At 71.3% G+C, this 11,999-nt stretch carries 13 protein-coding genes; 5 read left to right on the forward strand and 8 right to left on the reverse strand.

What is annotated here, in order from left to right:
• Positions 1 to 8: 8 nt before the first annotated feature.
• The 6 genes from ACZZ98_RS04280 to ACZZ98_RS04305 are packed head-to-tail and all read right to left on the reverse strand — an operon-like array spanning position 9 to position 4,748.
• Complete coding sequence (locus ACZZ98_RS04280; protein ID WP_463515084.1) at positions 9 to 515, reverse strand: (2Fe-2S)-binding protein; 507 nt, start codon at positions 513 to 515, stop codon at positions 9 to 11.
• Positions 460 to 1,416 carry an NAD(P)/FAD-dependent oxidoreductase gene (locus ACZZ98_RS04285; RefSeq protein ID WP_463515085.1) on the reverse strand — a complete coding sequence of 319 codons (957 nt, stop codon included), beginning with the start codon at positions 1,414 to 1,416 and terminating at the stop codon, positions 460 to 462. The genes ACZZ98_RS04280 and ACZZ98_RS04285 overlap by 56 nt, the downstream gene beginning before the upstream one ends.
• Positions 1,397 to 1,663 carry a (2Fe-2S)-binding protein gene (locus tag ACZZ98_RS04290; protein ID WP_463515086.1) on the reverse strand — a complete coding sequence of 89 codons (267 nt, stop codon included), beginning with the start codon at positions 1,661 to 1,663 and terminating at the stop codon, positions 1,397 to 1,399. The genes ACZZ98_RS04285 and ACZZ98_RS04290 overlap by 20 nt, the downstream gene beginning before the upstream one ends.
• Complete coding sequence (locus ACZZ98_RS04295; RefSeq protein WP_463515087.1) at positions 1,660 to 2,817, reverse strand: NAD(P)/FAD-dependent oxidoreductase; 1,158 nt, start codon at positions 2,815 to 2,817, stop codon at positions 1,660 to 1,662. Before ACZZ98_RS04295 ends, ACZZ98_RS04290 begins: the two co-directional genes overlap by 4 nt.
• On the reverse strand, positions 2,817 to 3,818 hold the full coding sequence (locus tag ACZZ98_RS04300) for a proline racemase family protein (protein ID WP_463515088.1): 1,002 nt from the start codon (positions 3,816 to 3,818) through the stop codon (positions 2,817 to 2,819). The genes ACZZ98_RS04295 and ACZZ98_RS04300 overlap by 1 nt, the downstream gene beginning before the upstream one ends.
• Before the next feature lie 3 nt (positions 3,819 to 3,821).
• Positions 3,822 to 4,748, reverse strand: coding sequence for a dihydrodipicolinate synthase family protein (locus ACZZ98_RS04305; RefSeq protein WP_463515089.1), 927 nt, complete (start codon positions 4,746 to 4,748; stop codon positions 3,822 to 3,824).
• Positions 4,749 to 4,843: 95 nt separating this feature from the next.
• On the opposite strand from ACZZ98_RS04305, the gene ACZZ98_RS04310 reads away from it, so the two are divergent.
• The 5 genes from ACZZ98_RS04310 to ACZZ98_RS04330 all read left to right on the forward strand — a co-directional run bounded on the left by ACZZ98_RS04310 (position 4,844) and on the right by ACZZ98_RS04330 (position 9,438).
• Positions 4,844 to 5,554 (forward strand): GntR family transcriptional regulator, encoded by a 711-nt coding sequence (locus ACZZ98_RS04310; protein WP_463515090.1) that lies wholly within the window; start codon positions 4,844 to 4,846, stop codon positions 5,552 to 5,554.
• A gap of 60 nt (positions 5,555 to 5,614) precedes the next feature.
• Positions 5,615 to 7,150: an aldehyde dehydrogenase (NADP(+)) gene (locus tag ACZZ98_RS04315; protein WP_463515091.1), complete on the forward strand. Its 1,536-nt coding sequence runs from the start codon at positions 5,615 to 5,617 to the stop codon at positions 7,148 to 7,150.
• 73 nt (positions 7,151 to 7,223) lie between these two features.
• Positions 7,224 to 8,411 carry a threonine ammonia-lyase, biosynthetic gene (gene ilvA / locus ACZZ98_RS04320; RefSeq protein WP_463515092.1) on the forward strand — a complete coding sequence of 396 codons (1,188 nt, stop codon included), beginning with the start codon at positions 7,224 to 7,226 and terminating at the stop codon, positions 8,409 to 8,411.
• A gap of 73 nt (positions 8,412 to 8,484) precedes the next feature.
• Positions 8,485 to 8,763, forward strand: a complete 279-nt coding sequence (locus ACZZ98_RS04325; protein ID WP_463517718.1) for a hypothetical protein — start codon at positions 8,485 to 8,487, stop codon at positions 8,761 to 8,763.
• Between the two features lie 174 nt (positions 8,764 to 8,937).
• The gene (locus tag ACZZ98_RS04330; protein WP_463515093.1) at positions 8,938 to 9,438 is read left to right on the forward strand and encodes a copper chaperone PCu(A)C domain-containing protein; all 501 of its coding nucleotides are present in this window, start codon (positions 8,938 to 8,940) and stop codon (positions 9,436 to 9,438) included.
• An 8-nt stretch (positions 9,439 to 9,446) separates the two neighbouring features.
• Here the strand turns inward: ACZZ98_RS04330 and ACZZ98_RS04335 are convergent, their stop codons facing one another.
• Together ACZZ98_RS04335 and nuoN are read right to left on the reverse strand one after the other, a co-directional pair.
• A complete protein-coding gene (locus tag ACZZ98_RS04335) occupies positions 9,447 to 10,433 on the reverse strand; it encodes a polyprenyl synthetase family protein (RefSeq protein ID WP_463515094.1) in 987 nt (328 codons plus the stop codon).
• Positions 10,430 to 11,986, reverse strand: a complete 1,557-nt coding sequence (gene nuoN / locus ACZZ98_RS04340) for an NADH-quinone oxidoreductase subunit NuoN (RefSeq protein WP_463517719.1) — start codon at positions 11,984 to 11,986, stop codon at positions 10,430 to 10,432. The genes ACZZ98_RS04335 and nuoN overlap by 4 nt, the downstream gene beginning before the upstream one ends.
• Positions 11,987 to 11,999: the final 13 nt, after the last annotated feature.

The following is an 11,999-nucleotide window of genomic DNA, read 5'->3' on the forward strand; positions in this document are numbered from 1 at the left end:
GCCGTCCTTCACTCGCCGTCGCGGGGCGCCGGCGCGACGAGGGCACCAAGCGTGATCGGGGACGCGATGGGCCGGTTCGCCATCGGGCTCGACGCTTCGGTGCCGGTGCGGTCCGCGATGAGGCACGAGGCGGCATAGCCGCAAACCCGTCCCTGGCACCAGCCCAACCCAGCACGCGCCAGCAGCTTGGCGGCCCGGGCACTGTCGGCGCCGAGGTCGTCGACAGCGCCCCGCAGGTCACCCGCCGTCACCTCCTCGCAGCGACACACGAGAGTGTCGTCGGTGACGCGAGCCAGCCAGCCGTCCGGGACTGGGTGGACGTGGTGCATCGCAATGGCGAACTGCCGCAACGCATCTCGTCGTCGGACGGCAGTCCGCGGCGCTGCCACGCCGGCGGCACTGGCGCCGGCGATGCTTCCTTCGGCCACGGAGAGGCCGGCCCCGCCGATGCCGCATGCCTCACCGGCGACCCAGACACCTTCGACCGACGTGCGCTGGTCGCCGTCGACGGCCACGACATGCGACCCATCGACGTCGAGGCGGGTGACGCACCCCAGGGCCAGGGGGAGCGAGCTGGGGGGTGAAGCCCCAGCCGACGGCGAGCACGTCGACGGCGACCCTGCGCTCCGAGCCGGGAACCACCTGTCCGTTCGCGTCCAGTCCGGCGAGCGTGACGGCCTCCACCTGGACCGCGCCATGCGCTGCGACCACCGTGGACCGGGAGCGCACGGGCACCCGGTGCCGCGCGAGCGACCGGGCGTACCCCGCACCTTCGAGGAGCTTGGCGGCGTTGCGCGTCAGTGCACGCGGGTGCCGCGCCCAGCTCCGAACTGCATTGGCTTCGTGTATGCCGAGCACCTGGGCTCCCGCTTCGGCGAGGCCCGCCGCGACGGGGAGGAGGAACGGGCCGGTCCCCGCGACGAGCACGCGCGGTCCGGCGGCGACACCGTGCCCCTTGAGGAGCGCCTGCGCCCCGCCCACGGTCATCACACCCGGCAGGCCCCACCCCGGGAACGGGATCTGGCGGTCGTAGGCGCCGGGAGCGAGGACGACCTTGCGCGCCCTCACCTCGCGAAGGTTCTCGGAGCCGTCCGAGCGCTCGACCACGTGGGCGACCACGCCCCCGGCGTCACGGGTCATCGCCCACACAGAGTGCCCGGCCAGGACGGTGCAGCGGTCGAGCCCGGTGACGAGACGGTCGAAGGTCGCGAGGTCGTGGTGCAGGTGGAGTCCCGCGATCCGGGCCTCGACACCGCGGCCACCGGGCTGGCGCCAGTACTGTCCCCCCGGGCGCTCCGCGGCGTCGACGACGACCACCCGCACGCCGGCCCTCGAGGCAGCATCCGCGGCAGCCAGCCCCGCGGGACCGGCACCCACGACGAGGACGTCGTAGGACTCAGACGGTGAGGTCGCCATGACCGGTGCCCTCCTGGGTCTCGACCCGCAGACCCTCACGCGCGGGGACCAGGCAGGCACGCTCGTTGGGTGACCCGTCCACCATGACCAGGCAGTCGAAGCACACGCCGATTCCGCAGAAGATCCCGCGAGGTCGACCCTCGATGCGGGTCGTGCGCCATGACCGTATGCCGGCGGCCGTCAGTGCCGCGCCGATGCTCTGCCCGTCGTCGTGCTCGATCTCCCGCCCGTCGAAGGTGAAGCTCATGCGAGGGCCTGCGCGAATCGTTCCGGCGCGAAGGCTGCGGCGTCGACGACGGGCTCCGCGCCGGTGAGCAGGTCGGCGACCAGTCGCCCGGTCGCAGGAGCCAGGCCGATCCCTGCACCCTCGTGGCCGCAGGCATGAAGCAGTCCCGGCACGCGAGGGTCGGGGCCGATCACCGGCAGGTGGTCGGGGCAGTAGGGCCGGAAACCCTGGTAGGTCCGCATCAGCCGGACCTGCGCGAGGAAGGGAAAGAGCGCCACCGCCTGCTGGGCCAGGCGACGCAGCACCTCCACCGACAGGCTGGTGTCGAAGCCGACCCGCTCTCGGCTGGCGCCGATCAGCACGGTGCCTCCGTGCGTTCCCTCGATGACCGCCGACGTCTCCAAGCCCGCGTCGGACGAGGCGACGTTGTCGACGTAGTCGGCCGAGTAGACCTTGTGCCGGACCACCCGCGGCAGCGGCTCGGTGACGAGGATGAAGCCCCGCCTCGGCAGCACCGGCACCGGACCGCCCAGACGCACGCTCACGTCGCCACCCCAGGTGCCGGCAGCGTTGACCACCGATCCGGTCGGGTATGCCGTCCCGCCGGCAAGAACCCCGCTCACCTTGCCGACCGCATCGTTCTCGACACCGGTGACCTCCACACCGGTGACGACCCGGGCCCCCTGCCGACGAGCGGCAGCGAGCAGCGTCGCCGCGGCCAGCACGGGTTGGACCTGGAGGTCCTGCGGGTAGAGCAGGCCGCCGGGCAGGCCCGTAGCCAGGTGCGGCTCGAGGTCGTGCAGACCTGTGCCGCTCACCTGTTGGGCCACCACTCCGGCGCCGGTCTGACCAGCGCCGAACTGCTGCAGGGAGTCCAGGGCCGCCTCGCTCGCGGCCACCACGAGGCCGCCCTTCTGCTCGAGCTCGTACGCGCCGGCGCCGTGCTCGGCGGCCAGCTCGAGCCAGAGCTCGCGCGAGGCCAGAGCCAGGTCGAGCTCGGGTCCGGGCGCCTTGTCGGAGACGAGGATGTTGCCCTCACCGCGACTGGTGGTCCCGGCCGCGATCGAGCCCCGCTCGAGCACGGTGACGGACAGCCCGGCTCGGGTGGCGTAGTAGGCGCACGCGGCGCCGACGATGCCTCCGCCGACGACCACCAGGTCGGACGATGACGTCATCAGAGCAGGAAGCCGGCCGGGAAGGGGTCCGTGGGGTCGAGGAACCACTGCGCCGTGCCGGTGACCCAGGCGCGTCCGGTGATCGTGGGGATGACGGCCGGCGTGCCAGCAACCTCGGTCTCCTCGACCAGCCGACCGACGAACGTCGAGCCGATGAAGGACTCGTTGACGAAGTCGGTGTCCAACGCGAGCTCGCCACGGGCGTGCAGTCGGGCCATCAGCGCGCTGGTGCCGGTGCCGCACGGACTGCGGTCGAACCACCCCGGATGGATGGCCATCGCATGCCTGGTGTGGCGGGCGTCCGAGCCCGGCGCCAGGAGCGCGACGTGGTGGCAGCCCCGGATCGAGGAGTCGGTCAGGTGGACCGGCTCGTCGACCTCGTTGATGGCCGCCATGATCGCCAGCCCGGCATCGAGCAGCCGCTGCTTCTCGGCACGCTCGAACGGCAGCCCGAGGTCGTCGAGGTGCACGGCGGCGTAGAAGTTGCCGCCATAGGCCAGGTCGTAGCCCACGGCACCCAACCCGGGCACGTCGACCGTGGAACCCAGCCGGACGGCATACGAAGGAACGTTGCGGATGGTGACCGCCGTCGCGGCACCGTCGGTCAGCGCGACGTCCGCGATCACGAGCCCGGCCGGTGTGTCCAACCGGATCCTCGTCACCGGCTCGACGACCTCGACCATGCCGGTCTCGACGAGCACCGTGGCGACGCCGATGGTGCCGTGACCGCACATCGGCAGGCACCCGGACACCTCGATGAAGAGCACCCCGAAGTCGGCATCGGGCCGGGTGGCCGGCTGCAGAATCGCGCCCGACATCGCGGCATGCCCACGAGGCTCGAACATCAGCAGCGTGCGGAGGTCGTCAGTGTTGGCGAGGAACCAGTCACGTCGCTCCATCATGGTGGCGCCGGGGAGGGTCCCCACGCCTCCGGTGATCACCCGGGTGGGCATGCCCTCGGTGTGGGACTCCACCGAGTGCAGGATGCGTCGGCTGCGCATGGCTCAGCAGAGCCCTGCGTCGAGGGCCCGCTCGGTCGCTGCGCGCACCGAGGCCTCCTGCTCCGGCGTGAGCGGCTGCCGTGGCGGGCGCACCGGACCGCCCCGGCGACCGACGATGTCCATGGACAGCTTGATCGCCTGGACGAACTCGACCTTGGAGTCCCAGCGAAGCAACGGGTGCAGGGAGCGGTAGAGCGGCAGGGCCCTCTCGACGTCGCGGGCGACCGACAGCTCGTAGAGCTCGACGGTGGACTTCGGGAAGGCGTTGGTGTAGCCGGCGACCCAGCCCTTCGCACCGGCGAGACCCACCTCGAGGACCACGTCGTCCGAGCCGATCATCAGGTCCAGGCCCGGGGCGAGCTCGGCGATCTCGTAGGCACGACGGACGTCCCCGGTGAACTCCTTGACGCCGACGATGAGGCCCTCCTGGTGGAGCGTCGCCAGCAGCGGTGGCGTCAGGTCGGTCTTGGTGTCGATGGGGTTGTTGTAGGCCGTCACCGGCAGGCCGGCCTTGGCGATCTCGCGGTAGTGCTCCACCACCGCGCGCTCGTCGGCGCGATAGCTGTTGGGTGGCAGGGCCATGAGCACGTTCGCGCCGGCCTCGGCTGCCTGCTCGGCCCAGCGCCGGGACTCGAACGCGCCGTAGGCGCCGACGCCCGCCATGACCGTGAAGCCCTGGGGCGAGGCCGCCACGGCGGTCTCGACGACCCTGGCGCGCTCCTCGGCGGTGAGCACGGGGTACTCACCCAGCGAGCCGTTGGGCACCACGCCGTGCACACCGGACGCGGCGAGCCAGGCCACGTGCTCGGCATAGGCGTCGTAGTCGACCTGGAGGTCGGCGGTGAAGGGCAGCGCCGTGGCGACGAGCACGCCGTGCCAGGGCGAGCGCTCGGGGGCAGCAGCGTGGCGGGTGGCGTCGGTCGTGGTCATCGGAAGCAGGCTCCAGGGAGGTCGCGGTGGACGGGTCGTGATGCAGTAATGTATTACACAGTACTCATGACGTCCAGCACGAGGTGAAGCCCCGAATGTCCCGTCCGTCCCCCTCCCGCCTGCCGGTCCACCCTGCGGCCCTGCCGACGTTCGGCGGTCGACGCAACCTCCGCCAGGAGATCGCTGCAGCCCTGCGCGGCTCCATCGTGGCGGGTGAGCTGCATCCGGGTGAGCTCTACTCGGTGCCGGGGCTGGCCGAGCGCTTCGAGGTCTCGGCCACACCCGTGCGTGAGGCGATGCTCGACCTCGCGAGCGAGGGGCTCGTCACGGCCGTGCGCAACAAGGGCTTCCGGGTCACCGAGCTCTCGAACCGCGACCTCGATGAGATCACCGCGCTGCGACTGCTCATCGAGGCGCCGACCGTCCGGGACGTCGCCGCTGCCGTCCGAGCCGGACGCATCGCGCCGGACGTGGTCGAGGGCCTCCGCCCATTCGCCGCCGCCATCGAGAACTTCGCAGTCACAGCAGACCTGGTCGCCTACGTCGAGGCCGACCGGGCCTTCCACCTGGCGCTGCTCGAGCTCGCGGGCAACTTCCACCTCGTCGAGGTGGTCGGGTCCCTCCGCTCGCGCAGCCGGCTCTACGGCCTCAACGAGACCAGCAATGCCGAGCAGCTCCTGCGCTCCGCCCGCGAGCACGACCGGATCCTCGACCTGGTCGTGGCTGGAGACGCGCAGGGCACCGAGGCCCTCATGCTGACCCACATCGATGACGTGCGGTCGGCCTGGGCGCAGCGAGACGACTGACAGAAGCCACCCCCGGCTCATCCCCTTCCTCGACCAGCGATCCCCCACGAGAGGACCCCCATGACCCAGCCCGAGCAGCCCCGCTCCATCATCGCCGGAGCCGAGACCGACCCCGGCGGGGATGCCGACGTGGCAGTGGCCACGAGCGCGGCGGCCGAGGCGTTCCTGACCTATCGCCTCACCAGTCCCGACGAGCGAGCTGCCTTCCTCGAGTCCGTCGCCGGCGAGATCGAGGCCGACCAGGACGCGATCATCGAGGCGGCGGTCACCGAGAGCCACCTCCCGCGCGGTCGCATCACCGGCGAGGTCGGCCGCACGACGGGGCAGCTGCGCCTGTTCGCCGAGGTCGTGCGCCGAGGTGACCACCTCGGGGTCCGCATCGACCCGGCGCTGCCGGACCGTTCACCGCTGCCCCGGCCCGACATCCGCCAGCGGATGGTCCCGCTCGGGCCGGTCGCCGTCTTCGGGGCGAGCAACTTCCCACTCGCCTTCTCGACCGCCGGTGGTGACACCGCCTCCGCGCTGGCGGCCGGCTGCCCCGTCGTCGTCAAGGGCCATCCGGGCCACCCGCGCACGGGCCACCTCGTTGCCCGGGCCATCGGGCGCGCGGTCGCTGGCGCCGGCCTCCACCCGGGCACCTTCTCGTTCCTGCTCGGACCCGACGGTCCCGCGGGCCTCCAGCTCGGGATCGCCCTCGTCAAGGACCCCCGGATCACCGCGGTCGGCTTCACCGGCTCCCGGGCCGGTGGGCTCGCCCTGCTGGCAGCCGCCTCGCAGCGGCCCGTGCCGATCCCCGTGCACGCCGAGATGTCCTCGATCAACCCGGTCGTCGTCCTCCCCGGCGCACTGGCACGGGAGGCGGCAGCCGAAGCCCTGGCAGCGGCATACGTCGCCTCACTCACCCTCGGCGCCGGTCAGTTCTGCACCAACCCGGGCCTGCTGTTCCTCCCCATCGGCGATGCGGGCGACCGGTTCCTCGCGGCGGCCGGCGCTGCTGTCGGCGAAGCGGCCGGGGCGACCATGCTCTCGCCCGCCATCGCGCAGGCCTACGCCACGGGAGCGGCCAGACTGCGCGACGCCGGCCACGTCCGAGTCGTCGCGCAGGGCACCGAGGGCGGTGAGCATGCTCCCGCCCCGCAGGTGGTGGAGGTGATGGAGGCAGACGCGCTGTCGAGCCCGGTGAGTGACGAGGTGTTCGGCGCATCGGGAGTCGTCGTCCGCTACGACGGGGTGGAGGCGCTGGAGCACCACCTCCGGGGACTCGAGGGCCAGCTGACGATGACCCTGCACGCCACCGACGAGGACACCGAGGTGGCGCGTCGGCTGCTCCCCACCTGTGAGCAGAAAGCCGGCCGGATCCTCTTCAACGGCTGGCCCACCGGTGTCGAGGTCGGACACGCGATGGTCCACGGCGGGCCGTTCCCCGCCACCACCGATGGTCGCACCACCAGCGTGGGCAGCCTGTCCATCGAGCGCTTCCAGCGACCCGTGGCCTACCAGGACCTCCCCCTCGACGTGCTGCCCGAGCCGCTGCGCGATGACAACCCCTGGGGTCTCACGCGCAGGATCGACGGTGAGCTCCGGCCCCCGAGCTGACGCCCGGCGTCGGGCCGTGTCTCGACTGGTGGCCGTGATACTCGACCCGGCGAACTCGCGGTTTGCTTGACCCATGTCCATCGAAGAGCTCGCCGACCGGGCCAACGGGTCGGAGCTGCTGCGGGCCGTCCTGCGGGCGCCGGTCTATGAGGCCGCAGTCGTCACCCCGCTCGAGGTCATGGACTCGCTGTCCGAGCGCCTGGGCAACACCGTGCAGGTCAAGCGGGAGGACCGCCAACCGATCCACTCGTTCAAGATCCGCGGCGCCTACACGCGGATGGGCGGCCTCAGCCCTGAGGAGCGCGAGCGGGGAGTCGTCACCGCCTCGGCCGGCAACCACGCCCAGGGCGTGGCGCTGTCCGCGTCCCTGCTCGGTGTCACCGCGGTGGTCGTCATGCCCGCGACGACGGCGCCGATCAAGGTGGAGGCCGTCCGTGGTCACGGCGCGGAGGTCGTGCTCGTGGGTGACACGTTCGACGTCGCGCAGGCCGAGGCGCTGCGTCTCGCGGACGCGCGCGGACTCACCTACATCCCACCGTTCGACGACCCGCTCGTCATCGCCGGCCAAGGCACGATCGGGCTCGAGCTCATCCAGCAGGACGCCCACCTCGACCGGGTCTTCGTGCCCGTCGGCGGTGGCGGGCTGGCGGCCGGCGTCGCCGGCCTCATCAAGAACCTCATGCCCGGCATCAAGGTCATCGGCGTCGAGCCCGAGGACGCCGCCTGCTTGCACGCCGCCCTCGAAGCCGGCGAGCCGGTGGACCTCCCCGAGGTGAGCCGCTTCGCCGAGGGCGTCGCGGTGAAGCGGATCGGGGACCGGACCTTCGAGCTCTGCCGCCGCCATCTCGACGACGTCGTCACCGTCGGCTCGGACGAGATCTGCGCGGCGGTCAAGGACATCTTCGAGGACGTGCGTGCCGTCGCGGAGCCGGCTGGCGCCGTGGCACTCGCGGGACTCAAGAAGTACGTCGCCGCACACGGCATACAGGGAGAAAGGTTGGCGCACATCCTCTCCGGCGCCAACGTCCCGTTCGACACGCTGCGCTACATCTCCGAGCGGGCCGAGATCGGCGAGCATCGCGAGGCGCTCTTCGGTGTGACCATCCCAGACCGCGCCGGCGCGTTCCTGGAGTTCGTCGGCGTGCTGGCCGGCCGCTCGGTCACGGAGTTCAACTACCGGGCGGACGGGACCGAGCGAGCACGGATCTTCGTCGGCGTGCAGCTTCTCCGGCGGCGCGGCCGAGGGCCGCCAGATCCATGACAACCTCACCGCCGCGGGCTACGAGTCGGTCGACCTCTCCGAGGACGACACTGCCAAGACGCACGTGCGCTACATGATCGGCGGGCGTTCGTCGGGCGCAGACGAGGAGGTCTACAGCTTCGAGTTCCCGGAGCACCCCGGCGCCCTGAGCCGCTTCCTCACCGAGCTCGGCACCCGGTGGAACATCACGATGTTCCACTACCGCAGCCACGGCACCGACTACGGCCGGGTGCTCTGCGCCTTCGAGGGCGTGCGCGACGACGCCGACTTCGCGACCCATGTGGCGAACCTCGGCTACCCGTGCCGCGACGTCTCGACCTCGGCCGCGCTGTCCTACTTCCTCCTGCGCTGACCTGTGCTGAGCTGAGCTGATCGGCGCTGATCTGCGCTGCCGCCCTGCCCCATCCGGTGCCTCCACGCAGTCCGGCGCGACGCCGCGACACACGCCACCTGGCCCGTCGCCCTGGTGTCCGAAGCGTCACCGGAATCGGTGGTTCAGCGGGCGCGGACCGGGCATGGTGGAGGCATGAGATCGTTTCGCCGCCCTGTCGCCGCGGTCGCGACCGCCGTGGCCGTGGGCATCACCACGGCCTCCTGCTCGGACTACCAGACCACCACGGGTGACTCACCGGGAACCAACCTCGAGGTCGACGGTGTCAAGATCCGCTACGCCCACCTCGAGCCGCCCCAGGACCCGGACGGCTGGGAGGAGGGTGAGGACGTGCCTCTCTACGTCTGGCTCCACAACAGCTCCGGCGAGCCCCGCACGCTCACGGGGGCCAGCAGTCCGGTGGCCATCAGGATCACCCTCAGCGAGGGGTCGTTCCCCGTGGACCTCACCCCCATGGACTGGGTCCAGCTGGAGCGCGGCGCTCCCCACCTCGTCCTCCACGACGTGAAGGAACAGATCCGAGGGGCCGAGTTCGTCGAGGTCACCCTCGAGTTCGCCAGCGGCAGGACCGCGGTGATGGACGTCGAGGCCGTCGACCCGGACTACGGCGAGACGCCCAGCCCCCCAGCCTCTTGAGGGGTCCCTCAGGAGACGCGGTGCGTGACCGACGTGGCCAGCGCCAGCAGGGCGGTCTTCGCCTCGCTGTCGGGCAGCTCGGTCAACGCCTCCTGCGCCTGCTCGCCGACCGCGCGGGTCTCGGCGCGGGCCCGGTCCAGCGCCGGGTGCACCCTCAGCAGCTCGAGCGCCTCGCCCAGCTCGGCGTCACCTGACAGCTCCGACTGCAGCAGCTCCAGGAGCCGGGCGTCGTCGGGCGCCGTCGAGGCCAGGGCATGGAGCACGGCGAGGGTCCGCTTGCCCTCGCGCAGGTCCGTGCCCGGCGTCTTGCCGAGCTCCTCCGCCGAGGACTCGATGTCGATGAGGTCGTCGGCGAGCTGGAAGGCCATGCCCAGTCGCTCGCCATAGACCCGCATCGTCTCGACGACGTCGTCATCACAGCCCGCGAACATCGCGCCATATCGGGCAGCGGTCGCGATGAGCACACCGGTCTTGTCCTCGAGGACGCGCAGGTAGTAGGCGCCGGCATCCTCACCCTCGGGCGCCTGCCGCTCGTCGCGGATCTGACCGGTGCACAGCCGGATGAAGGTCTCGGCCTGGATCCGCACCGCATCGTTGCCCAGCTCGGCGACCAGGGCAGATGCGTGCCCGAAGAGGAGGTCACCGATGAGGATGGCGGTGGAGTTGCCGTATGCCGTGTTGGCCGTGGGTGTGCCCCGGCGCAGCTCCGCCTCGTCCATGACGTCGTCGTGGTAGAGCGAGGCCAGGTGGGTCAGCTCCACCGCGGCGGCCGCCGTGACGACGGCATCGTTGACCCCCTCGCCCAGCTCGGCGGCGAGGATCGTGAGCATCGGCCGGAACCGCTTGCCGCCGGCCCGGAGCAGGTGCACGTTGGCGTCGGCGATGAAGGCGTCGTCGTGGTCGATGCGCTCCTCGATGAGCGCCTCGACCCGGGCGAGACCGTCGGTGAGCCGCTCCTGCAACCCGGCCGAGACCTCGGGCAGGGCGAGGGTCACTGGATGAACTGCGACACCCGACCGGCGAGGTCGAGGATCGGGCCCGGGACGACGCCGAGCACGACGGTGCCGAGGGCGCCGACGGTGATGGCGATCGTCGAGGCGATCGACGGGGTCAGCGCGACGACGTCGTCGTCACCGGTCGGCTCCGTGAAGTACATGAGCACGATGAGCCGGAAGTAGACGAACGCGGTGACGGCCGAGGCCAGCACACCGACGACGACCATGACGATGCCTGCCAGACCACCGTGCGCGATCGCCGGGGCGAACGCCGCGAACTTCGCCGTGAAGCCGGACGTGAGCGGGATGCCCGCGAACGCGAGGAGCAGGAGCGCGAAGATGCCGGCGACGACCGGGTGCTTCCTGCCCAGGCCGGCCCACTGCGAGAGGTGCGTCGCCTCGGACCCGCCGGAGCGGACCAGGGAGACGATGGCGAACGCGGCGATGGTCGCCAGACCGTAGGCAGCGAGGTAGAACATCGTGCCGGAGACGCCGGTGACGTCGAAGGCCAGGACACCGACGAGGATGAAGCCGGCGTGCGCGATGGACGAGTAGGCCAGGAGTCGCTTGATGTCGGTCTGGGTGACCGACAGAACCGAGCCCACGACCATGGTCAGGACGGCGATCGCGGCCACTCCGAGGCGCCACTCGAGACGTGAGGACTCCACGCCGACGTAGACGAGGCGCAGGATCGCACCGAAGGCGGCGAGCTTGGTCGCCGCGGCCATGAACCCGGTGACCGGCGTCGGAGCGCCCTGGTAGGCGTCGGGCGTCCACGAGTGGAACGGCACCGCGCCGATCTTGAAGAGCAGCCCGATGAGGGTGAGGACCACGCCCGGGAGCAACAGGCCTTCGTAGGCGCCGTTGGCCGTGGTGATCGCCTCGGCGATCCTCGCGAGGTCGGTCGACCCGGCATACCCGTAGAGCAGTGCCGCACCGAAGAGGAAGAAGGCCGACGAGAAGGCACCCAGCAGGAAGTACTTGAGCGAGGCCTCCTGCGAGAGCAGCCGGCGACGTCGGGCCAGGCCGGTCAGCACGTAGAGCGGCAGGGACAGGACCTCGAGAGCGACGAACATCGTGATGAGGTCGTTCGACGAGACGAACATGAGCATGCCGAACACGGCGAACAGCGTCAGCGGGAAGGCCTCCGACGTCGCGAACCCGGCGCGGTCGGCCGCGGACTGGGCCGGCGAGCCCGGGGTGGCCGCACCCATCGGGGTGAAGGCATCGGCGGAGCGCCCGCCGAAGCGCTCGGACATCGTGAGCACGCCGAGCACCGAGAAGATCAGCAGCGTCCCCTGCATGAACAGGGCCGGGCCGTCGACGACGATCGAGCCGCCGGCGGTGACCGTCTGGTTGTCGACGGACACCAGCGCGAGCACCGCGAAGGATGCCACGAGCGCAGCGAGGGCGAGCGAGACCTGGATGACGTGACGCGAGGTCCGCGGCGCGAACGCCTCGACGAGGACACCGATGAGCGCGGCGCCGACGACGATCAGCATGGGCGCGACGGCGCCGTAGTTGACCTGGACGGCCTCGAAGGCGGTCGGCATCGCGGTGGACAGG

This window comes from Knoellia sp. AC549 (assembly GCF_979258975.1).